We start from the raw sequence: 25,179 nt of genomic DNA on the forward strand, positions 1-25,179 counted from the left end.
TTAGTTAATCTTCTACACAAAAAGTATTAACAGAGTGTGCTTTTATTACTGTAGAGAAACTTCTTCCACTATACTTGAATGTAAATTCCCTATCATTATCCATTGCATTGCCAACAACAACTATAATTTCACCATTAGGATTTTTAAATACGATAGAATTTGAGGTCCAGTGCCCCTTAGTTACTATTCTCTTTGCGCCTGGTTTTACAAAATGCGAAAAATGTTTCATGATATAAAATTCTGGTTCATATATAACTTCCTTTGTTTCTGAATCAATTGTTATCATTGTATTTTGCTCCCATCCCCAAGTACTTACTCCTCCTTTAGGAAGAACCATATTCCAGTAAACATAACTTTCAACATTGTGAGTGAAGTAATGCCAAAAAAGTCCAAAAACATATTCTGCATGTGTCCAGGTATTTTTACCATCTCCACATTCATTTTCAGTCTGCATAAGTCTTATTTCAGGATAGCTTAATGCAACTTGCTCAATTACATGTTTTCCTCCCCATTGGAAACCTGCTCCTGTTATATATTTTCTTGCTTCTTTATCAGATAACACAGTATTTACACATTGATCATAAAACTCAGAAAATGGTGCGCCATAACCCGGAAGCTGAAAATCTACAAATGGACCGTTAATCGTTCCAAGCCAAATTTCTGCATCTATTCCTTTCTCATCAAACACTGGCCCAAGATAGTTTTTTATAAAATCCCTCATTTCTTTGCCTGTCCACATACATGATGGGAATTTTTGATCAGCATGAGGTTCATTTTGAATATGGATCTGTTCGATTTTTACCCCAGCTTTTTTATATTCCTCTACATATTTTACAAAGTAATCTGCATAAGCTTGTAAATTCTTATCTTCCCAAAGTAATGTTCCAAAATTATATACTTTCTTGGTTTTCATCCATGTTGGCGGACTCCAAGGTGAAGCAAATAATGATAAATCAGGCTTACGATTTAATGCTTCTCTTAAATATGGTAGTAAATATTCTTCATCTCTTTTTATTGAAAAATCTTTTAATTCGTAATCTCCATCTGTCTCATCATAGCTATGCCATGCTAATGCATAATCACTAGCCCCTATTGGTAAACGTCCAATATTAAAATTCAAACCTTTCTGTGTAAATAAATTATCTATAATTTCTCTTCTCTCATTTTCATCTACTCTCTTTAAGATATCCCAACTAATTTCGTTAAAACAGCCACCAAAGCCTTTTACCGTCTGCTTGATTTCATTTGTTATCTCTAAAGTATCTTCATATTCTGCATTCTGTATCTGTCCCTCTTGCCAATAAGTTTTATCAGCGCTATAAATATGTTTAACTGTGCTCACTCTAATCCCTCCTGAAGTTTCTGACTTATATTTTTATATACCCTTAATATAAAAGTTTACTTTTAATATCATTTACAATACTAATCTTAACAAATCCAACGTTTTCTCTTAAGTATGTATATTGACATAAATATGGTATGTTTTTGACTTAATATATACTCTTAATTACTAGTAGATACATAATTGATTTAAAAATACACCTAAAACCTAAATCAATTGTTTACGTCTCAGCTTCAGTTATAATTCTAATATGGTAATAAAAATAGCGCTAAGCATCACAACTTGAGTGTTTAGTACCTTTAATTTCATAAATTTTAATCCACAGTTAAAGTTTATAAATATAAAAAATCCACAATAATACTCACAATAAGCATTATTATGGATTTAATTATATATTTTCTATTATTTAACTTCTATTTTGTTATAATTTTTCTTACCTCTTTTGATTAAAACAGCGCCATCTTGAAAATCATCTTCATTTAGAGTTCTAGTCATATCTTCAACTTTAACTCCGTTAATAGATAATCCACCTTGTTCAATTAATCTTCTGCCTTCTTTTTTAGATGGAACAATTTTAGTGCTTGCCATGATATCTAAGATTGGAAGACCAATTTCTTCTTTAGTGATCGTCACTGTTGGTACATTTGACATATCAGCTCCGCCTGCAAATAATGCAGTTGCTGCTTCTTCAGCTTTTTTAGCTTCTTCTTCACCATGAACAAGTTTAGTTATTTCATATGCAAGTACTTTCTTTGCATTATTTATTTCAGCACCTTCTAAGCTTCCAAGTTTTCTCACTTCATCAATTGGTAAGAATGTTAGTAACGCTAAACATTTTTCAACGTCTGCATCATCTACATTTCTCCAATATTGATAGAAATCATATGGGGAAGTTTTCTCTGGATTAAGCCATAATGCTCCTCCTACAGTTTTACCCATCTTTTGCCCTTGGCTGTTTGTAAGTAGTGTGCAAGTCATAGCCATTGCTTCACCTTGAGCTTTTCTTCTTACTAGTTCAACTCCAGCTATCATATTAGACCATTGGTCATCTCCACCAAGCTGCATTTTACAATTATATTTTTGATTTAATTCATAGAAATCATATCCTTGCATTAACATATAGTTAAATTCTAAGAATGATAAACCTTTTTCTAATCTCTGCTTAAAACATTCAGCACTTAACATTCTGTTTACTGAAAAATGAACTCCAACTTCTCTTAAGAAATCAACATAGTTAAGATTTAATAACCAATCAGCATTATTTGCTAATATCGCCTTACCATCTGTGAAATCTATAAATTTCTCCATTTGCTTCTTGATAGAGTCAACATTGTGCTGAATATCTTCTTTTGTAAGCATTTTTCTCATATCAGTCTTACCACTTGGATCTCCAACCATAGCAGTTCCACCACCAATTAAAGCTATTGGTCTATGTCCAGCTCTTTGCATATGCGCCATAAACATCATAGCTATGAAGTGACCAACGTGTAAACTATCAGCTGTTGGATCAAAGCCTATATAAAAAGTTATCTTCTCATTTTCTAATAACTTTCTTGTTTCATCTTCATGAGTAAACTGTTTTATGTATCCTCTTTCTAATAGCTCATCTAATACACTTGCCATTATATAGTACCTCCTAAAAATTTTCTTATTTAAAATAACTTATTCCAATAAAATAAGTATGTTTGTAAATCAATTTATTTAAAACATTATGTTTTTCAAATCACTTATTATAGTATATCCTCAACATTAAATTTTGGCAACAGTTCATATCAAGGTATTATAAAGAACTTAAAGTGACGTGGTAAACAACCGAAATTTTATATTTCGGTTGTTCATTGCCTTAATTTAGGTTCTGCAGATTATTGTCTTCATTATTAAGTGCTGATGGTCCTGGTAAGATTACTTTAAAACAGTGTTCTGCTCTGGAGTTAATAAATTTCACTTTACCTTTTCCCTTAAAAGCATTCTTAATTATTGTAAAACCTATTCCACTGTTTAAGAATCTCTTTTCTTCATCTATAGAAATCAACTTTTCATAGAGCCAAATATTTCTTTTATTATAATTTGTTCTCTGCCCTTTTATGTTCTCATCTATTAATTCACCTGGACTTGATATTATAATTTTATTTTTATCTATAACTATTTCAATTATTTTGTTTAAATCAAAATACTCTCTGTAAAGAACCGCATTTTTTATAGCTTCAACAACTGCCTGAATTGGATAGCTCTTTGGTAAAATTTCTCTAACTTTCTCTTCTGCTTTATCAACCATTGATAAAAGATTACCCTGAATTATGTGTAATTCACCATTATCATCAGTTAACTTATTAACGATCTTTATCATGTTATTAGGTATATATATATAATTATCATCAGAAAATACAAGCAATCCTCCATAGGTACACTTTAAAGAGGCTCCTTCTTTATGTTCAAACGCAATTCCTGCGCTCAATAATAAAAACCTTTTATTTTCGTTATTGATTTTTATTCCTTTCTTATCAAAATACTTATTAACCAATTCCATATTTAATATATCAACACTACTCTTTATTAATGGGCAAGTTTCTATAGTTAAACTCAAATTTTCCTCAAATAATGTTATTAACTCCTGCTTTCTCATTACATCTGTTGTGGATCCTCGCCTTATATAAAAAGCTCCATTTTCTCTAACTTGGTAAGGTTTTTGCCCTCCATCGTATATTGATATTACACCTATCCTTTTATTTTTAATTTCAATTAAATCTACTTCTATTGGGATAGGGGGCTCACATCTTGTAGAAATAATTTGTTGTATCTGCTCTTCTTTAAATAAATCTTCATCTTCAAGTCCTACTATTTTTTTTGTTTTATCCTCAACTCCAACTACTATATAGCCTCTTCCACCACCTGAATTAGCTATAGCACATATATCTTTGGTCAATTCCTTTTTTCCCGTCTCATAAAAAAGTTCTAGTCGTAACTTAAAATCTAACTTAGTACCTTCTTCTCTCTTTATCAAAGATAGTAATTTTTTACTATCCATATATAATCCTCCTTGTTTATTAAAGAATAAAAAAGCACTCTTATTAAATTAAATAAGCTTGCTTTATATATTATTATTAAATTTTAAATATGTTTCCGCTCAATACTCTATTTTTTCCTGTTTTCTTAGCTTTATATAGTAAATCATCCGCTTTATTTATCAGTTCATTTAAATCTGTACCATTTAGAGGGAAGAATGAAACTCCAAAACTAGCAGTTACATATTTAGATTCACCATTAAAATACACTTGACTCTTTTCAAGCGTACGTCTTATTGACTCTATTTTATTATATACAACATCCTCATTCGTAAAGTCTGAAATATATAAAATAAATTCTTCTCCTCCATATCTAGCAAATATGTCATTTTTATCTATACCATTCTTAACAATATTTGCAGTATTAATCAAAACTTTATCTCCAAATTGATGACCATATGTATCATTAATCTTTTTAAAATTATCGATATCTATCATCACTATAGCGAATTTATCGTTTTCGTTATTAATTTCTTTTCTTTCTATGCGTTCATAAAAGTATTTTCTATTATATATTCCAAGAAGTGAATCTTTTTGATTTAATTGTTCTAACTCCTTATACAATAAAGAATTCTCTATGGCAATTGCAATCTGATTTGCTATAGATCTAAGGAAAAGCTTTAATTCTGTGGTCATAAATTTATATAAATTATGTTCTACTATTATGTATCCAATAAATTTCTCTCTAACTTTGATCGGTGATCCCATAATAGAATGTATATCTACCTTATGCTCTCCAGTTTGTTTTAGCGGCTCTTTTGAATTTATTAGAAATTCTTCACCCTGATTTATATACGTAAACTCTTTAGAAGTTAAGTTTATATTCATCTCTTCAATATTACTTGCTTTTATAGTTAGTTCTCCATTTTCAATTAGAAATATAGTTGAATATGTGACTCCTAATATCCCCAGAATCATATCGTTAATCATTGATATTAAGTTATCACTGCTAAAAAAAGTGTTTATATATTTACTTACTTCTATTATATTAGATAAAGAATCTATGCTTTTCTCTAATTTAACGTTTTTTTCATTTAGTTCTTGTATATGTTGTTCTGAAAATTTTTGATAGGTTTCATACTCTGTTCTTAAAGAATTATATAGTTTCTCATAATCCTGCATCTACTCCCACCATCCTCTAACCATAAACACCTAGTAATTATTTTATGCTTATATCAATTATACTACAACTAATAAAATAATTGAATACAATTTGATATGGTATTTATTAATGTTAACTATATTATTATATGAATCTTTTCTTAATTATTCAAATATATGTATAAAATCATACTCATATTTTATGAATTTGATTTTATAATTTAGGTTACAATAAACAATGATAAATCAAAATTTTACAAGGAGATAAAATAATGAGATATATACAATGGCTATTAAGCCTATTCATATTTTTATTCATATGTGTACTGTTTATACAATTTGGTAATTCGATATTAAACGTAATTTTACTAATTTCACTAGTTACCTTTGGTATAAAATTTCTAATTCAAAAGTATACAAATCATTATTAACATTGAAACAAAATCTGCTTTGCAGATTTTGTGTAACTCCCTATGAATAATAATTAAAAACTTATTAAATTAAACACAAATATATGAAATAAAATAACAAGTCACAAATACGGTTGACTTGTTATTTTTTAAATATATGCTAAATATTCTTGACTATATTTCTATAAATCTCATCTACATTCTTAAAATTGTCTTCCAGACTATAATTTTCTTCAACAAATTTTCTTGCATTTATACCCATTTTTATTCTTAGATTTGAATCTTTAACTAAAGTTTCTATTTTTTCTGCTAAATCCTCTACTGAGTTCTTTTTAACAACTAAACTTGTTACGTTAGGTTTAGTTGATTCCATAAGTCCACCTACATCTGTCACAACTACTGGAGTTCCACAGGCTTCCGCCTCAACTGCTGCCACTCCGAAACTTTCACTGTCAAGGATTGAAGGGAAAACTGCTACATCAAAGTTCTGGAATTCTTCTATTACATCATTTGGTTTCACAAATCCTAGGAAATCAACATCCTTATCTATAGAAAGCTCTTTCGCTAATTCTTTTAAATAATCTTCCTGACTGCCTTTCCCACCTATCCTGAGCTTAAGTTTCAAATCTTTGTTTCGTTCCTTAATCTCCTTAAATGCCTTAATTAAATACTTTATTCCATACTTTTCTTCTAAAGTCTTAATCGTTCCTATAACGATTTCTTCTTTTTCAACTTTATTAGGAGTAAATTTATTAATGTCAACGCCAAAAGGGGTCACCTGTATAGGTTTATTTGTATATTTTTGAGTTTCCATCTTCATAACCTTACTTGTCGATAAAATATAATCTGCTTTTTTCAAGTTATATTTTATTATAAATTTATGTACAGGCGATTTAACTGGAAAATCATAAACATCACTACCCCATACTGAAATAATATAAGGATGATAATTTGCAATAGCTCCTAATAATCCATAACTACTTGCATAGTGCGCATGAACTATATCGGGATTAATTTCTCTTATCAACGCTCTTACTCTTCTTATTTTTTTTAAATACGCTAACTTGCCCTTATCTGAATTTTTCTTCATTACATTATCGTGTACGTCTAAAGAGTATACAGTAACCCCTTCATATTCGCCCTTTCCTAGGGATATAACATGAATATCATACCCTTTATGAACAAAATAATTTAACCATTTATGAGTATGAGCACTATTAATATCTGCTAAATAGCATATTTTCATAAAACTTTGGCCTCCATATTTTCATTGTGCCTTATATCAAAATAATTTCAAATTTTTCCTATATTTGCTCCCAAGGCTTTGTATTTAAGTAATTTACAAATTCGTTTCTTAATTCATCCTTCTTCAAAGCAAATTCTATAGTTGCTTGTAGGAATCCTAATTTATCTCCAACATCATATCTTTTACCTTCAAAATTATATGCATACATAGCTTCTTTACTAATTAAAGTCTTTAATGCATCAGTTAATTGAATTTCTCCACCTTTTCCTGGCTTAGTATTTTCTAATATATTAAATATTTCTGGTGTTATAATATATCTTCCCAGTATTGCCACATTGCTTGGTGCTTCCTCAATACTAGGCTTTTCTACTAAATCTTTAACTTTATAGACCCTATCTTCTATGTGAATTCCATCTACAATACCATACTTAGAAACATTCTCCTGTGCTACAGTTTGAACTCCTAAAATAGTGGTTTTATACTCACTATAACAATCTATTAGCTGTTTTAATGTTGGGGTCTCACTATCCACTATATCATCACCTAATAAGACAGCGAAAGGTTCATTCCCAACAAATGTTTTAGCACAATGAATTGCATGACCTAACCCTCTTGGTTCCTTTTGCCTTATATAGTGTATATCAACCATATCAGAAATATCTCTAACTAACTCAAGCAGCTCTGATTTTCCTGACTTCTCCAATTCAAGCTCTAATTCTATTGATTTGTCAAAGTGATCCTCTATAGACTTTTTATTTCTACCAGTAATAATTAAAATTTCTTCTATTCCTGATGCGATTGCCTCTTCAACAATATATTGAATTGTTGGTTTGTCAACTACCGGAAGCATTTCCTTTGGCTGAGCTTTAGTTGCTGGCAAGAATCTTGTTCCAAGTCCTGCTGCAGGTATAATAGCCTTCTTTACTTTCATCTCATATCATCCTCTCAACTTATATATTACTTATCTAAGGCACATGAAAAAATAATATAAAAAAATAGGCGAGCATACTGTTATATTATTTTTTTGATTGTGCTAAATACCTTAAATCCTTATATATTATATGTGAATTTACAATAATATATAAATTTATCTTTACTGGATCTTAAACATCCTCATTTAAAGATTATTTTCTTCCACTGAACTCATCTTTCATATCTAGTGTCTTAAAATCTGTTAGTGGAAATTTTACAGGTATTCCTGTCTTTCTTGATTTATAAGCCGCAAGTATTATAGATATCGCTTTTTTCCCCTCTTCACCTGATATTAAAGGTTCTCTATTATCATTTATAGCATCAATCACATCTTTAAATAAAGGTGTATGTCCTTCCCCGTAAACATTATCTATTTTAACATTTACTGATTGTTTAACATCTTCCTCATTCTCGCCATTAAATCTCCATGTTTCAAGCTCATTTACGGCAAGACCACCTATAGATACTGCTCCACTTTCACCAAAAATACTTAAAGTTTCTTCTAAATTTTTAGGATAAACGCAAGCTGATCCTTCAACGATTCCAATAGCACCGTTTTTAAATCTTATTATTACTGCGCCAAAATCTTCAGCTTCAATATCTCTTAAATATGTATCACATTCTGCATACACTCGTTCAACTTCTCCACCCATCATCCATTGAAGTAAATCAATATTGTGTATACATTGATTCATAAGCGTACCACCATCAAGTGCCCATGTTCCTCTCCAAGGAGCTTGTTCATAATAGCCCATGTTTCTATTCCAAAGTATTCTCGCTGTACCATTAACTAACTTTCCAAACTTATTATCTTCAATAGCTTCTCTTAGTTTTTGTATAGGCTTATTAAACCTATTTTGATGACACACTGCAAGTTTCACCTTATTTTCTTCGGCCACTTTAATCATTTCGTTAGCATCGTCAATAGACATAGCCATTGGTTTCTCAACTAATGCACTTGCTCCCTTTTTCATAGAATAAATAGCAATTTCAGCATGATATCCACTTTCTGTAGCTATGGTTACTACATCAATATCTTCTTTTTCCAACATTTCTTTATAATCAGAATATGCGTGAATCGAGTCCTCAGAAGCTCCAGTTTTTTCAATATACTCTAATTTCTTCGCTTCAGCCTTTTCTAAAATCACATCACAAGTTGCAACTAATTCTGATTCTCCAGTATTTTTTGCTAAAGCTTCAACATGCTTATAAGAAATTCTTCCACAACCTATAATAGCAAATTTTAATTTTTTCATAACGTTCTTCAACCTTCTTTTCTTATATTTTATAATCCTATACTCTAGAATAAAAATCTAAATTGCCATTTCACCTTAATTAAAGACATTTTATTATTGTTTGAAGTATTATATAAATATCTAAAAATATATTATTTCGACTTATATACTCTAAGTTTAATGCCAATTTATCCGGCATAATTGTATTTATGTAAAATTCATCTGGATTCTCTGCTTCCCCAAGTAACTCATTCTCATCTCTATATCTAATAGATGCCAAATCAGTTATTCCTGGCTTAACTTCCAAAACTTTTATTTGTTTCTCATCATATAGTTTAACATATCTTGGCACTTCTGGCCTTGGTCCCACTAGGCTCATATCTCCTTTAAAGACATTTATTAGTTGTGGCAGCTCATCTAGCTTATATTTTCTCAAAAATGCTCCAATTTTAGTGATTCTGCTATCATTTCCGACAGTAATCTGCCTTCCTAATTTTTCTGCATCTACAACCATAGTTCTAAATTTAAGAATCTCAAATTCTTTACTTTTTTCACCAACTCTAATTTGTTTAAAAAATATTGGGCCATCAGATCCGGATTTTATCCTTATTGAAATAAAAATAAATACTGGACTTAAGACTATAAGCCCTAAAGTAGAACAAACTAAATCAAATATTCTTTTAACTACCTTGTTAAATTTATTCATATATCTACTCCTAAAAATTATTTAAAAACATACTTATTATATTAACTTTTTTAAAGCTTTTTAATCAATTTAACCCATAAAAGTATAAGTTTGTGCCTATTATTTCAATGCATCTAAAAACTTTACTGCTAATCCATGATAAGTATGATTTTCTAATACATAGTCCTTACCGTTTTGCCCCATTCTATTTTTTTCTTCCTCACTCAAACCTTTAATCTCCATAACAGCATTAACCACAGCTTCCGGATCCTCTGCTGGGACTGTAATACCACAATTTGAATCTTTGACTGGATCATTTGAAGCCTCTACTGCATATATTACAGGTCTTCCTGCCATCATATAATCAAATAGCTTATTAGGACTTACTCCATAATTAAATAAATTTTGCTTTTTGAGACCTATATAACATATATCCAATAATTCAAGTACATTATCCATATTATCTTTTAATACTGGATCTAAAAACTCCACATTATTTACATTATTTGTTTTGGCATACTCCATTAGTTGGTTCTTTACATTACCATTGCCCACCATTACATACTTTATCTTTTCATCATTTGTTATTTTAGCTGCATCAATCATAGTGTCCAACACATTAGCAGGTGAATGATTTCCTGTATATCCTACTAAAAAATATCCTTGCTCTTTTAGTTCCTGCAGCCTTTCAATTGTCTTTTCCATAGGAGCCTTTTTCTTTTCTCCGACAATTATTCCATTAGGAACGTGAACGTAATTATGTGTGTTAAATCCCCTATTCTTCATATGCCTATCTGCATTTGGTAAAATTGAAATAATCTTGTCACTATATTTAAATGCAAAGTCTTCAGCTCTCTGAAGTATTACTATAGCCGGATTATTCTTAGAGTATCCGCCTATTTCCATTGGTGTAAGCGGCCACAGATCATGTATTTCAAAAAATAGCTTAGCTTTAGATCTCTTTGCTATCCTATGAGCTGGATAAATATCCAAAGGATAAGTAGAAGACGCTATAACTGCATTAGGTTTATACTTATCTGCAATTCTTTTATAATTCATTCTTAATTTGTACATAAATGTTGATATATTTTTAATTCTTCCAACACCATTTCCATGATATTCAGGAGTTTTAACCCACACATATGTAATTCCATCTATTATTTCTTCTTGAATATTCTCTTTTATCTCTGGGTTCTTTTTTCTTAAATGAGAAAAGTCAGCAGCAAGTATAGTTACATTGTGCCCCATATTAACCCATTCCCTAGCCATATAATAAGGCCTAAATTCCATCCCATGATAATCAGACCCTGCATAGTGATTTATAAGTAAGATATTCATCTTAATTTACTCCTTTTTTACATTATAATGCTAATTAACTTTATAGATTATAACATAAGTGAGACTCAAAATCTACGATTTTGCTAGTCGAACTTACTCAGCGAGCGCATGCGAGTCGAGTTTCCTTTTAAAAAAGAACTATAGGTATTCCTTATATATTTTTTTTCATAATTACTAAATTTCAGTATAAATTTCTCTATGATTTTGGTAACCGAACTTACTCAGCGAACGAACGTGAGTCGAGTTTCCTTAAGTTGAGAACCCAAATCTCTGATTTGGTGTGAATCACTTATCCAGCGAACGTAGTGAGTCGGATTTCTTTTTAAAAGATAAAATTGAAGTTTCCTCTAAGTTTGTTTTTTCATACTTCCTCAAGTTCAATATTTATCTATTATTTTGACCCTTGTTTACCTTGTCAGTTAGTACAAAGCAGGAAAGAGACGTTCTTCAAATTTTATAGCTGCTAGATTGATTATTACATATAAATTACAGGTGTATGATTAATACATATAATATGCTAAAATAATACTGTATCCTAGCCAAATGCTTAAAGGTATACAAAATAAGTAATATAATTAGTTTAATAACTTTTTCAAATTTAAGGAGGAATAGTACATGAAGGTACTAACTGTTATAGGAGCTAGACCACAGTTTATTAAAGCTGCAACAGTATCAAACAAGATTAGAAGAAATGAAAATAGTGAAATTTTAGTACATACAGGACAACATTATGACAATAACATGTCTGATATATTTTTTGAAGAGCTTGGGATTCCAAAGCCTGACTATAACCTAAGCACTGGTTCATCAAATCATGGCCATCAAACTGGCAGTATGTTGATAGCTCTTGAAGAAATATATTTAAAAGAAAAACCAGATATAGTTTTAGTTTATGGAGATACAAATTCAACTCTTGCTGGAAGTCTTTGTGCTAGTAAGTTGCTTATTCCTGTTGCTCACGTAGAAGCAGGACTTAGAAGCTTCAACAAGGCTATGCCTGAAGAACAAAATAGAATATTAACCGATCATATTTCTGATTTATTATTTACACCAACATTAACTGCTGTCAATAACTTAAAAAATGAAAATATCACCAAAGGTGTTCACAATGTTGGGGATGTTATGTATGATGCTGTTAATCTTTTCAAGAAGAGAGCTAAACAAGTATCGACTATTCTCGAAAAACTAGATATGGCTCCTAACAGCTATATACTTTCAACAATACATCGTGCTGAAAATACAAATAGCATAGAACGATTAACTTCAATAATAAACGCTCTAAGTAATTCTGGAAAAAGAATTTTACTTCCTCTTCACCCAAGAACAAAAAAATTTATTGAAGAATATAACTTACACGTTGGAGAAAATATTAATATCATAGATCCTGTCGGGTATTTAGATATGCTTTCACTACAAGAAAATTCTCTAAAAATAGTTACAGATAGCGGCGGAGTTCAAAAAGAAGCTTACTTCTTGAAGAAACCATGTATAACTATGAGAGATGAAACTGAATGGGTTGAAACTGTCAATAATGGATGGAATGTTATAGTAGGAAGTGATTCAAATAAGATTATGCATGCCATAGAAAACTTCAATCCAACTGGTACTCCAGCTTCTGCTTTCGGAAATGGAGATTCTTCTTCAATAATCACAGACATCATTGAAGCGTACTTAAAATAAAGATATTTCCTAGAACTTAAAAAATAAAAATACTTGCGTTGAGAGGATGTTTTAAGTTTACAGCTAAATAATCGAAATGGAATATATGTGTTTACTCCGGTTCCTTGAAGAACTTGCTGGATGATTCTAAGAATCATAGACAGCAAATTCTTCTAAATGAACGCTTCGTAAAAACATATATTCCATTTCTTTGTTTAACTGTAAACCTAAAGTAAGGCTATATTTATGTGGTAACATTACGCTTAATCAAGTATATTTGCAATTTTTGATACAGATATATCTTCTTGCTTATCTATACCAACTATTGTAAAATGCCTAAAGTGATACCAAGGCAAAAAATAGAATACATATATGTGAAGCTAACATTGAAAAATAGGCTGCTGGAATATCTTAATGTAAGGTTCTTCATAGCTTCACTTTAAGTATTTCACATATAATTATTTTTCAATAAAATATAGGTTCTGCCCATCTATTGTAAGTTCTACCTTCTTTGACAGCTTAGTCCCATCAGAGAATGTTGCTATAATACTAATAGTATTTTTTGATTTCTGCGCCATATTATATATATCCTCTCCCTTACTGTTATCTAACTGTTGTTTCGATTTCTTAATCTTAAATTCAAATCCATACTGTTTGTTATTTTGCTCTGAATATGAAACTGTATAGCTTTTTCCTAGTGGAATATATCCAGTTCCCTCCCCAACACTACCATCTTTGTCAATAGGCCACATTGCTTGTTTAGTGCCTGTTCCATCTATATTATCATCTTTTGATAATGCTATTTTATTAATAAACTCACCCTTATCTGTAGAAAGAGTTATAGTCTCTATATTTTCCCCTTCACACTTAAATCTTAAATCAGTATATACATTCCAATATTCATCAACGTTGCTAGTCTCTGCCATATCAAATTCATTCTTTAATTTTATTTTTGGGCTTTCCCTTTTTGTTATATTAACACTTTGATATTCTGACTCGGCACTTTCATTGGCATACGCAGTTACAGTAAATGTATTCTTATTTCCAAATAAATTAGGCGATATTAATATTGCTAATATTAATAATCCTATTACAGAAATAACTCCTACATATTGTAAATATTTTGTATAGCTAAATAATAATACTTGATCTTTTTGCATTTTAATTAAGGTCTCTTTTATAAGTTCAGATTTTATTGGTATTTCATCACAACTTTCAGTATATATTTTTTTAATCATAGCAATATTCTCCTTTTAAAAGCTCCTTTAAATTCTTTCTCGCTCTGCACAATTGCGAAGTAATTGTAGATTCTTTTTTATTCAATACCTTACTAATCTCTCTAATAGACATGTCTTCATAATAATATAAGTGAATTACTGTCCTATATTTTAAAGGTAATTTTATTACAGCATAATATACATAACTTTTTTCTTCACTTGTGAACTGTATATTTTCTTCTAATGAAACTGTATGGCGAAACCAAGCAGAACTCCAAATTTTTTTACTACAATTAATAGTCACTCTTATAAGCCAAGCTTTAATATGTTCGTTACTTCTAAATGTGTTTTTAACTTTTACATATCTTAAGAAAACTTCTTGAAATACATCCTCTGCATTAGCTATATTCCTAGTTCGTGACAATGCAAGTTTATATACCATATCCGAATATTTAGTTAAGACTTCATCATCTGTTAATAATAATTCATTGCACATACCCAAACTCCCTTCATAACTAATACCCTATATAATAATAAAATACTGCATTGCAAATACAAATTTTATTTTTTTATTCTAATTATAGTAAAACCAATATCTCTATGAATATATATACAATCTAAAAATAAAATGGTATGCACCTATAATAGCGCATACCTACTTTAATAATTGAAAATAAAAATTCCTAACTCACTAATATATTATTGACATAAGCCGCTTTATGATTCGCTTATAATGAGAATTCCATCTAAGAATTAAGCAGACATATTATTATTTTGGCTTCTAGCCATCAATATTCTTCTATTGGCAAAATTTACAACTGGCATTTCAATAAATTTATAAGATATAGTTGCCGTGATATAAGACATAAGAAGTACCATTATTGACATAGTGCCCCATTTCTCCAAACTAGTAATTGGCATACCATTTGTATTCATAAATACACTCTTGACTATTGTAATATAGATATAGTGCCAAAGATAAAGTCCGAAAGATACCTTCGCTGTATAGCGGAAAAATATATTATCAACAATTCCTCCCACAAATTTAGTGTGAGGTAATATTGCTAAAGCTCCAGCTATTAGTATTTGATAGAAAGGGTAAAAGTATGGTTGATTCTGAATACTGAAAGAAAACTCAGGTTTATCCCTCATGACCCAAAGAAATATAAACGCAACTACTAAAGCCATGATTCCAATTATGTCAAATATATATGATTGTTTATATTTTTCTATTTTATTAGAATATTTATATAAAGCATTTGTGATACCAGCAGCCATTATTCCAAAGTAAAAATGTCCAAATAGAGCTATTGGATTATAATTCGGCATCCAGTATTTTGCTCCTCCAACAATTCCATATTGCCATCCACGTTCTACATTATCTGGAGTAAATAGTAAGTGAACAAATCTATTTAAAACTACAATAATGGCTAAAGCTCCCATCCAATAAGAAAATGCCTTGAAAAACGTTCTCTTTTTCCCATAAATCCTAAATAATCCATACATAAATATAGGCATTAAAAAATAGCAAAAAACTTCAAAACTAATGGACCATAAAGGACCATTTATTTCTGATGGAAAGAAAGTTTTATAATTAAAGCAGGATGTAAAGGTCACTCCGGCAATTACACGCATCCAAAAATATTGAGCAGTCACATTATTCGCGATAATAATATATGCTGATACGGCTATGGCAATATAATATCCAGGAATTATACGTGCTGCACGTCTCAATGAGTACGCTTTAAGGCTTGGGTAATTGGAATTATTGAGATAACTTCTCCAAAAAGGATAAGAAAGTAAAAAGCCACTTAAGATAAAGAAAATACTTACACCTGTATTCCCCATGATTCCAAATTTCTGAAGTTCTTGAATTATTTTTGGCTGATTATTTGGAATTAACTGTTGAGATAAATGGTGAATGATTACTGATAAGCATGCAATAGCACGCAATCCATCAGCGCCAATTAATCTTTCTCCTGATTCCACTTTCATTTTCGATTCTTTAGTATTCTTAACTTTAATATAATTTTTCATAGTAAATTTCTTCACCCTTCTTTATTGAATTCCCCTCTTATTAAAATTCACTAATCATTTGTAATTATACCACATTATCCTAAATGAGATTACATAAATTGAATCGAAATTAATATAAAAAATACCGCAAATCCATTTATAATATGAATCCCTTTAAAGTCTTACTTTAAGGAAAATCACATCCTCGTGGATAATACGGTATTTTGTCATTCTAACTATTAAAAACTAATACTATGCATCTATATCATTCTATATTCTTTCATTGATGATGTTGGTTTAAATCCGTTACCTTCTTTTCTATATGCCTGCATACAAGACACTGCAAATCCCATCAATATCCAATGCGAGAAGACATATGTAATCGAACTAGGACCAAAACTTGCAGGTGCAAATGCTATTAATCCGGCAACTGCTGCAAAACACATAACGCTCTTTTTCTTTATTCCTGTAATTAAATTTCCTATAAGAAGATACAAATAGTATATTCCGTATAACGCTATACCAGGCAATCCAAAATCACCTAGTATTTCAATTGGATAAGCATGTGGACTATATATTGATCCAGTATTTCCTCTCTCTTTTAAAAGCTGCTCCACATTACCAACACTATAACCTTGATATTTCTTATCTTTTATTACACCATTTACTACAGTCTTTATAATTTCCATTCTATGCAATGTAGACCCTTCTGAAGTTATTTCTCCTTCAGTAAATCCTTCTAACGATTGTAGTTTACCTGATAAACTAGTTGATAGATTTTCATTGCCCTCTACTGGCTTTATATGTAATAGTAAAGTACTATAATTATACGCTAATGCAAATCCTGCCACTAATATAATTGGAAAAATCATTTGCCTTATCCCCAGTTTTTTTACACTTAATATTGAGTAAATTATAAACACTGCAAATCCAAATAAAAATGCAAAAAAACCTGTCCTTGATGTAGTTACAACAACTAATGAGAACGCAATACACGAGACCAATGTAAACCACAATTTTGCAAATATATTCTCGAACTTGTAAATTGCAAATAAAGAAATTGGTGCCATTATTGCTAATGTAGCTGTCAAGTTATTCGTATTAAAGGAAAATGCTATTGGTCTTGCTTCAACAGTGTTAATCTGCCATTGTGGCAAACTCTCTCTGAAACTGTCATAGTAGTGCTTTATAGGTAACTGTTGCCCTAAAAGAACCTCTACTATTCCAATAATAATTACCAGGGAAATTAAAAATAGTAATAGATTAATCGTCTTCTTGATTCTCTCGCCATTTATGTTATAAATCATCATATCAACAATAAATGCAAACATCATTAAATATATTGCTATATATTTAATAGATAAACTCCTGTTTAAAGCCCATGTGATACTAGCACATGCATAAACAAACCAAATCACATATATTGCCAAAACCTTTTTATCTAATGTCATTAAGACATCTCTATCCTTAAATGCTTTGTATAATGACAAAAGTGAAAAAACACCTAAAACTATATGAAACATATATACATTCTCAATCCCGGGAACGTATAAAGAATAGTCATAAAATGCAGATACAAGAAGTACAGCATAGAGTATGCTGTATAAATCTTTTTCTCTAAGTACAAAAATTACTGCTCCTGCCACCGTCAATATATACATCGCAGTTATTAAATAATTTCCACTTGCTATCCCTATAAATCCGCTGATAGCAAATACTATTGCCAAAACACTGTTTCTAATTATGTCTTCTTTCGTCATGACTACTCCTTATCTGCATTCTCTGCCGCCACTTCATCTTGATTCTTATAATGATATGTTGGCACAATTTTTTGCATTTGGTGCTTAATTTCCCCTATATCATTAAGCTCTAATAAATTTTGTAGTTGTTCAAGTTTAGTTGTTAAGCTGTGCATATCTTCAAAAGTAGGTTTTCCTACATATATCTTATTATGAACTGTGTTTTCTAAACCTTCTTCACTCATTAAAAGTTCTTCAAATAATTTTTCTCCTGGTCTAAGTCCAGTAAATACAATCTTTATATCTTTATTTGGTTCAAGACCTGAAAGCTTTATTAAATCACATGCCAAGTCATAAATCTTAACTGGTTTTCCCATATCTAAAACGAATATTTCTCCACCTTTTGCAAATTCACCTGCTTGAAGCACTAATTGAGCTGCTTCTGGAATCAGCATAAAATATCTAATAATTTTCTTATGCGTTACAGTTACAGGCCCACCATTAGCAATTTGTCTCTTAAATAGTGGTATTACTGAACCATTACTACCAAGTACGTTACCAAATCTAACTGCAACAAACTCTGTTTTAGATTGCTTATCCATAGCCTGGATTATCATTTCGCACAATCTCTTTGTTGCTCCCATAATATTGGTTGGATTGACAGCTTTATCTGTTGAGATCATAACAAATCTCTCAACTCCGGCTTCACTAGCCTCTAGTGCTAAATTCAGTGTTCCAAATACATTATTTTTAATAGCTTCCTTAGGACTATCTTCCATTAAAGGTACATGTTTATGCGCTGCAGCATGGAATACTACATTAACCTTATATCTAGTAAATATCTCATGTAGTCTTTTTCTATCTCTAACTGATCCTATTAATACAGTAAGGTTAATGTCTGGAAACTCTTCCCTAAGTTCATTTTGAATATCATATACATTATTCTCATAAATATCGAATATTATCAGCCTTTTAGGATTGTATACTGCTATCTGCCTGCAAAGTTCAGAACCAATAGAGCCTCCTCCCCCAGTAACTAATATAATTTTTCCTTCTATGTAATCTGAAATCCCCTTATTATCTAATTGAATAGGATCTCTTCCAAGTAAATCTTCTAAATCTACATCCTTAATTCTACTAACAGTTGCATCTCCACTTAATATTTCATACATTCCAGGTATTATTTGCAGTTTACAGTTAGTATTTTTACAGATTTCAATTATTTCAGCCTTGTTTTTTGCATCAAGAGATGGAATAGCAATTACAATTAAATCAATTTCCTGCTCCCCTGCAATAAATGGTATATCATGTCTGTTACCTTCAATCTTAACACCTGATATCCTCTTTCCAAGCTTATTCTTATCATCATCTATAAGAACTATAGGATTGTATTTTAGTTCTCTTCTAGCCATCATCTCATTAATAATCATAGTTCCAGCAGAACCTGCCCCAACTATCATTACTCTCCTTTGATCTGATGAATACTTAAATGGTATGTACAAAAGCGTTCTTCTATAAACTCTATAAAGAATTCTATATCCTAATACAAAGAAAATGCTTAAAAGTATTCCTACTACAGAAACGTTTAAAGGAATAGTATTTCCTAGTATTCTAGTATATCCAATCGATAATACACCTGCTAAAATATTTCCTCCCACACCTAACAAGAATTCATCTGTACCTGTTAGATGCCATAGACTTTCATACATTTTAAATAAATAGAAACATATTAAATAAATTAAACTCAAAGCTATACAATCATGAGTATATATCTTTGCTATTTCTGTGAATGCACCGCTTTGCGTTATATTTATGGAAAAAAGGTATGCCATATTAACCATAAATAAATCAATTAACATAATCATTAATGTCTTCCAACTTCTCAATATAACTTTCCTCCAATCTGGAAAGATTTTAGGCACATGAAAGAAAATAACAAGTCTAATGTGCCTTACTAAAATCTTAAACTCTGTTACTAAAAATCCTAAATAAAATATTTGGAAAATATAGTATTCCCTTACATTGAACTAGATATCTAATGTAATTTTTATTAATTTTTTGAATTTTATAAGCCCTCAAATAATTTTTAACATCATTCTTACCTAAAAAATTAAAAAGCTGCTCATGAAAACTCTTATCTTTTGATAAAACAGAAAAAACATGAGAAATTGCATATGGAATTTTATATTCAACTAAAAATTTCTTTATTTCTTTAACTTCACCCTGTGAATCTAAATACTTCAATAAATCGACATATGAGTAATAGCAATCAAGATGTCTCAAAGAAACTGAATTAGTGACTGACGAATCCCATCTTACATAAAACATTAAAGCTTCATTAAGAGACATAATTTTATTCATCTTAAGTAATGCTTTAACTGTAAACACAACATCTTCAGCATATTTTCTACTGCTGTCAAAATATAATTTATTTTCTTTTATTATGGAAGTTCTATATAATGCACTTCCCATTCCAATAGTAATATCACAATTTAACTGTTTTAATGCACCTTCTTTTCCACTTACGTAGCTTTCTAAAAATCTAGTGGTACTTTCAACCAGTATCTTATCTTTAGAATCAACTTGAACATAATCGCAAAAAACCAAATCACAATTGCAAGATGATGCTTTCTCATACATAAGCTTAATATAATCTTCATGAATATAATCATCAGAATCTAAAAAGCAAATATATTCTCCCCTTGCTTCATCTATTCCCTTATTTCTTGCAACACTGACTCCACCATTTATTTGTTTTATAATTCTATAATTTACATCTGAGTTTATAAGTAAGTTTTCTGCTATTTGAATACTTAGATCTTCAGAACCATCGTCTATAAGTAAAAATTCAAAATCTTTAGAACTCTGATTTATAATTGAACTTATTGTCTTCTCAATGCATCTTTCCACATTATAAACAGGAGTAATTATAGATACATTTACCAATTCTTTCACTACCTTTACTAATTTTATCTGATGTCTAGCCATTTACACTTAATGATAACACACTTAAAAAAATAATATCTAAACAAATTCTAAACACTATTTCATTTGCTAATAATTAAAATATATATTCTCTTTGAATTATACTAACATTGCTTGCTATATGCAATAATTAGTCATTTTTCTTAAGCAAAAATTCATATTTATAACCATTGATTGAATTACTTTATGTTTTCTTACAAGTCCTTTAAATAATTTTCAGGAAATAATTATTTGATTATATAACTTTTTTCACCTTTAGCTTTTTAATTTCTTTTGCATGCCATACTCTCTCTTCCTCTTTTGGCATTGTCATATAATCACCATATAACTGAGTTAAAATGGCATGATAATTTTTTGGCGCATAAAAAAACTTTCCTTCAAACTCTAACTTAGCCAGATCAAAGTAATCAGACTTTTTATATACATATTCGCTCCAGTAAGTATCCACACCATATCCCATGTATTCTGACTTTGAATCATTCCACTTAACTAAAAACTCAAAAAATTTCAACCTTCTTTTATTAGGAAACATCTTAACAACTAATTTATAAAAAGAGAAAGTTATCTTATTTTTAAAGCTTAGTTTCTCTGGTATATCTCTAAGTCTTTTATAACTCTTTAAGATATTAAAGCTAAGTGCTCTCTGAATCTTGTATATAAAATTATGTTTAGGCAAGCTGTCATAAGGAAATATATCTATGTAAACACCATTATGCATTTCATAGTTTTCTTTTGCGCCTTCTTCTAGAAACATTGTATCATTATACCTAATCTTACATGGCACAGGATAAACATCATAATACTCATCAGTTTCAAAAGTCTGCAGAAATAAATGTTTTGGAAGTTCCTTTTTAGCTATTTCTAAAAACTTATTAAAATCTTCCCTTAGCATACCAATATCAACATCATCATCCCAAGGAATAAATCCTTTATGCCTAACGGCTCCTATCAACGTTCCCGCATCAAGGAAATATTTGAGTTCATGCTTTTCACATAATTTATGAACTTCTTCTAAAATATCAACCATAATCATTTGAGCATCTCTCAAAGATAAATCTTCATAATCTTCTCTTTTATATGTACAATTATCTTTATTCATTACCTAAATTCCTTTCATTTATCAATACCTTTAAATTAGGTTAAGATCTCTTTCCATAATACTTTTCAATCATACTTGGTTTAAATAAAATCATTTTACTTAAAATAAAGTACTTTAATCTATCCTTTTCTAATCTATACATTTTATATTTACTCAAATCATTTCTCACATTTTGATCTTTAATAAATCTATACATTTCTTCACGTAATTCTTTTTTACTTGCAAATGCAGCAACTATATTAACTATCGCCGCTGGTATTCTGCTTTGAATCATTGCTTTTTCTAAATCTTTATCCTTAATCCGAACCTTTAGGTAATCTAAAGTTTCAATGTTAGAATAGTAGATATCTAAAAAATTTAGAGACACATTATTTGTAACAGATTCTCCCCATTTAACATAATGTGAATATATTTTTTTTACACAGCATACTTTTCTAGCATGAGCATAAGCTTTAATCTCAAAAGCTATATCTTCTGCAAATTTTCTATTTTCATCAAACCTTATATTTTTCTCCATCAAAAGTGAACGTTTAAATAAATTAGCCATTATATGAGTATGTGAAATCCCATATATGAGCCCAAGAGCAGATTCTTTTCCAGTAAATTCACCATTTTTTAAGCTATCTATATTATTAGAAATTTCTTTTCTGTTACTTTCTTCAAACACATACCCAGAATAAACGACATCACTATTTGTCTTATCTGCTGCATTATACAAATCCTTAAGCATATCTTTATCTATATAATCATCTGAATCTAAGAATTGAATATATTCACCTTTTGCCTTCTCAATTCCTAAATTTCGAGCTGAACTGACCCCACCATTTTCCTTTTTTATTATCTTATAGATAACATGTGAGTCTTTCAAATAATTATTAGCGAACTCACTACTATCATCTGGAGATCCATCATCAATAAATAAAACTTCAAATTCTTTAAGGGTTTGTGCTTTTAAACAATCTAATGTTCTTAAAATTCTGTCTCTAACCTTATAAACCGGAACAATAACACTAACCTTAAAATCCATATTTAGTCATTCCTTTCAAATTATGCGCACATCAAATAAAATAATATACCAAATAATTAAACATATTGGCTTATTATTTTATAATACATATTAATACAATAAATCCTTGTTTAATTATACCACAAAAAAACTGTCTCTCCTTAGAAATTCATCTAAATTTAAGACAGTTTATATATTATTCAAATTATTTTCTATTTATCTATCCTTTTACACCACTATCATTCACACCTTGCATAAACCACTTCTGGGCAATTAAAAATAAAATTAATAGAGGCAATACAGTAAGTGTGCTTGCAGCCATTATCTCTGGCCACTTTATTCCATAGGCTCCTCCTTGTATAAAAAACTGCCTAAGCCCCGCTGAAACTAAAAACTTTTCTGGACTTTTAGTTATTAGAGATGGATACATATATTCATTATAATATGTTACAAAACTAATCAATCCAAATGTTATAAAAGTTGGTTTCGTTAATGGGAACATAATCTTTAATAATATTTTCAAGTGAGAGGCACCATCCATTCTTGCTGCTTCTACTAAACTTCTATCTATTTGCATAAATGCCTGTCTTATTAAGAATATTCCAAATACATTTGCTAAATTGCTTATTATAAGTCCAGTTAATGTATCAATTAAATTTATATCTGCAAGTATCATGTAACATGGAACATATGTTACTGCTGAAGGCAGCATATATGTCCCCATTACTACTGCAAATAAAATTTTCTTGCCTTTAAATTTGAATTGAGTTAAAGCATATGCAATCATAGCTGCACTTATAATCTGAAATATAACCTCTATAGATGCAACAAAAAAGCTATTTCCAAGATATACTGCAAAAGGTGCTTCTTTAAATACCTGTATAAAATTATTCCATTGCGGTACTGCTGGAATTAATACTGGAGGAAAATTAAATACTTCATCCTTTGTTTTTAGTGCACTGCTTATCATCCATAGAAAAGGGAAAAATGTAATAATACTTATACCAATTAATATACAATGTCTTATACCATTTGCTATAATCTCTGATGCACTTGGTTTATTTATAATTTCTAAATTCATCTCTAAATCTTCTATTTCTTCAAGATTCTTTTTAACATTTATATCCACTACTTTATATTCCCTCTCTTTAAATCTAAATAAATATTTTCTACTTATTATTCTATTAAATTTAATAATGAACCCATTTCTTTGAAGCAATAAATTGAATTCCTGCAAGCATAGCTATTATAATTAATATCACAGTTGCCATAGCAGTTGCCTGACCCATATTAAAATTTTCAAAAGCAGTTTGATAGTACATATATAGTATAGTTCTTGTACTTCCTGCTGGCCCCCCTTGCGTCAAAACCTGAATTTGATCATAGGCTTGAAGTGAATTAATTGTTGTTATTATACTTAAGAAAAATGTAGTTGGTGATATAAGTGGTAGAGTTATACTTACAAACTTATTCCAATTATTAGCTCCATCAATCGCTGCCGCTTCATATAAATGGCTTGGTACCTTTTCTAAAGCTGTTAAATAAAATACCATAGCCCAGCCAAAGCCTTTCCAAACCGTAACAATTATAACAGATATCATTGCTGTATCTGAACTCTGCAACCATTGTAATTCCGGCAAATTTAAGAATTGTAATATATAATTAGCAAAACCATATTTAGGTTCAAAAATCCAACTCCACACTATAGATATAGCTACTGTTGGCGTAATCCATGGAGAAAATATTATAGCTTTATATAAAGCAGACCCTTTAATATTATTTTTCAATACCATGGCAATAACCAGCCCTCCAACTATTGTTGGCACTAAGGTTCCCATAGTAAATACAAATGTATTTTTTAATGCACTATAAAATGCTTTATCTGCAAACAAAGCTATATAATTATTAGAACCAACCATATTATAAGTTGAACTCATATAATCCCAGTCAGTAAAACTCATAAAAATAGCTTTTATCATTGGCCATATCCAAAATACTCCAAGTGGAATTACAGCTGGTAAAATAAACATTAATACACATAAGTTTTTATTAATTTTTCTCTTAATA

Annotated in this window: 20 protein-coding genes; 1 reads left to right on the forward strand and 19 read right to left on the reverse strand. The window is 29.9% G+C overall.

All coding sequences use genetic code 11. The features are described from left to right. Nucleotides 1-4: 4 nt before the first annotated feature. The 9 genes from D2A34_RS03960 to D2A34_RS04000 all read right to left on the reverse strand — a co-directional run bounded on the left by D2A34_RS03960 (nucleotide 5) and on the right by D2A34_RS04000 (nucleotide 11,391). Entirely contained in the window at nucleotides 5-1,342 is a 1,338-nt protein-coding gene (locus tag D2A34_RS03960) for a glycoside hydrolase family 30 protein (protein WP_119365792.1), read from the reverse strand. A gap of 402 nt (nucleotides 1,343-1,744) precedes the next feature. Further along, nucleotides 1,745-2,965, reverse strand: coding sequence for a tyrosine--tRNA ligase (tyrS, locus tag D2A34_RS03965; RefSeq protein ID WP_119365793.1), 1,221 nt, complete (start codon nucleotides 2,963-2,965; stop codon nucleotides 1,745-1,747). Nucleotides 2,966-3,185: 220 nt separating this feature from the next. Next, a complete protein-coding gene (locus tag D2A34_RS03970) occupies nucleotides 3,186-4,367 on the reverse strand; it encodes an AlbA family DNA-binding domain-containing protein (protein WP_119365794.1) in 1,182 nt (393 codons plus the stop codon). Between the two features lie 76 nt (nucleotides 4,368-4,443). Continuing rightward, a complete protein-coding gene (locus D2A34_RS03975) occupies nucleotides 4,444-5,526 on the reverse strand; it encodes a sensor domain-containing diguanylate cyclase (RefSeq protein ID WP_079437813.1) in 1,083 nt (360 codons plus the stop codon). Between the two features lie 549 nt (nucleotides 5,527-6,075). Next, nucleotides 6,076-7,161, reverse strand: a complete 1,086-nt coding sequence (locus D2A34_RS03980) for a glycosyltransferase family 4 protein (protein WP_079437812.1) — start codon at nucleotides 7,159-7,161, stop codon at nucleotides 6,076-6,078. 58 nt (nucleotides 7,162-7,219) lie between these two features. Further along, nucleotides 7,220-8,092 carry a UTP--glucose-1-phosphate uridylyltransferase GalU gene (gene galU / locus D2A34_RS03985; protein WP_079437811.1) on the reverse strand — a complete coding sequence of 291 codons (873 nt, stop codon included), beginning with the start codon at nucleotides 8,090-8,092 and terminating at the stop codon, nucleotides 7,220-7,222. 193 nt (nucleotides 8,093-8,285) lie between these two features. Further along, nucleotides 8,286-9,389: a Gfo/Idh/MocA family protein gene (locus D2A34_RS03990; protein ID WP_079437810.1), complete on the reverse strand. Its 1,104-nt coding sequence runs from the start codon at nucleotides 9,387-9,389 to the stop codon at nucleotides 8,286-8,288. A gap of 79 nt (nucleotides 9,390-9,468) precedes the next feature. Continuing rightward, entirely contained in the window at nucleotides 9,469-10,074 is a 606-nt protein-coding gene (locus D2A34_RS03995; protein ID WP_119365795.1) for a sugar transferase, read from the reverse strand. 99 nt (nucleotides 10,075-10,173) lie between these two features. Further along, nucleotides 10,174-11,391, reverse strand: a complete 1,218-nt coding sequence (locus D2A34_RS04000) for a glycosyltransferase family 4 protein (protein WP_119365796.1) — start codon at nucleotides 11,389-11,391, stop codon at nucleotides 10,174-10,176. A gap of 615 nt (nucleotides 11,392-12,006) precedes the next feature. Between D2A34_RS04000 and wecB the strand changes: the two genes are divergently transcribed. Next, nucleotides 12,007-13,071, forward strand: coding sequence for a non-hydrolyzing UDP-N-acetylglucosamine 2-epimerase (wecB, locus tag D2A34_RS04005; RefSeq protein WP_079437807.1), 1,065 nt, complete (start codon nucleotides 12,007-12,009; stop codon nucleotides 13,069-13,071). A gap of 437 nt (nucleotides 13,072-13,508) precedes the next feature. Here the strand turns inward: wecB and D2A34_RS04010 are convergent, their stop codons facing one another. From D2A34_RS04010 to D2A34_RS04055, 10 genes are all read right to left on the reverse strand, one after another. Beyond that, entirely contained in the window at nucleotides 13,509-14,288 is a 780-nt protein-coding gene (locus D2A34_RS04010) for a hypothetical protein (RefSeq protein WP_119365797.1), read from the reverse strand. Beyond that, nucleotides 14,281-14,763, reverse strand: coding sequence for an RNA polymerase sigma factor (locus D2A34_RS04015; protein WP_119365798.1), 483 nt, complete (start codon nucleotides 14,761-14,763; stop codon nucleotides 14,281-14,283). Before D2A34_RS04015 ends, D2A34_RS04010 begins: the two co-directional genes overlap by 8 nt. Before the next feature lie 257 nt (nucleotides 14,764-15,020). Then, the gene (locus tag D2A34_RS04020; RefSeq protein ID WP_207669010.1) at nucleotides 15,021-16,304 is read right to left on the reverse strand and encodes an acyltransferase family protein; all 1,284 of its coding nucleotides are present in this window, start codon (nucleotides 16,302-16,304) and stop codon (nucleotides 15,021-15,023) included. A 239-nt stretch (nucleotides 16,305-16,543) separates the two neighbouring features. After that, on the reverse strand, nucleotides 16,544-18,043 hold the full coding sequence (locus tag D2A34_RS04025; RefSeq protein ID WP_119365799.1) for an O-antigen ligase family protein: 1,500 nt from the start codon (nucleotides 18,041-18,043) through the stop codon (nucleotides 16,544-16,546). Nucleotides 18,044-18,045: 2 nt separating this feature from the next. After that, complete coding sequence (locus D2A34_RS04030) at nucleotides 18,046-19,908, reverse strand: polysaccharide biosynthesis protein (protein WP_119365800.1); 1,863 nt, start codon at nucleotides 19,906-19,908, stop codon at nucleotides 18,046-18,048. A 76-nt stretch (nucleotides 19,909-19,984) separates the two neighbouring features. Beyond that, on the reverse strand, nucleotides 19,985-20,968 hold the full coding sequence (locus tag D2A34_RS04035; protein ID WP_119365801.1) for a glycosyltransferase family 2 protein: 984 nt from the start codon (nucleotides 20,966-20,968) through the stop codon (nucleotides 19,985-19,987). Nucleotides 20,969-21,242: 274 nt separating this feature from the next. Next, on the reverse strand, nucleotides 21,243-22,106 hold the full coding sequence (locus D2A34_RS04040; protein ID WP_119365802.1) for a LicD family protein: 864 nt from the start codon (nucleotides 22,104-22,106) through the stop codon (nucleotides 21,243-21,245). 40 nt (nucleotides 22,107-22,146) lie between these two features. Then, nucleotides 22,147-23,133: a glycosyltransferase family 2 protein gene (locus tag D2A34_RS04045; RefSeq protein ID WP_079437800.1), complete on the reverse strand. Its 987-nt coding sequence runs from the start codon at nucleotides 23,131-23,133 to the stop codon at nucleotides 22,147-22,149. A gap of 199 nt (nucleotides 23,134-23,332) precedes the next feature. Next, nucleotides 23,333-24,193: a carbohydrate ABC transporter permease gene (locus D2A34_RS04050; RefSeq protein WP_182629316.1), complete on the reverse strand. Its 861-nt coding sequence runs from the start codon at nucleotides 24,191-24,193 to the stop codon at nucleotides 23,333-23,335. A 109-nt stretch (nucleotides 24,194-24,302) separates the two neighbouring features. Further along, complete coding sequence (locus D2A34_RS04055; RefSeq protein WP_119365961.1) at nucleotides 24,303-25,142, reverse strand: carbohydrate ABC transporter permease; 840 nt, start codon at nucleotides 25,140-25,142, stop codon at nucleotides 24,303-24,305. Nucleotides 25,143-25,179 lie beyond the last annotated feature (37 nt).

This window comes from Clostridium chromiireducens (assembly GCF_003575225.1).
GTDB classification, from domain to species: Bacteria; Bacillota; Clostridia; order Clostridiales; family Clostridiaceae; genus Clostridium; species Clostridium chromiireducens.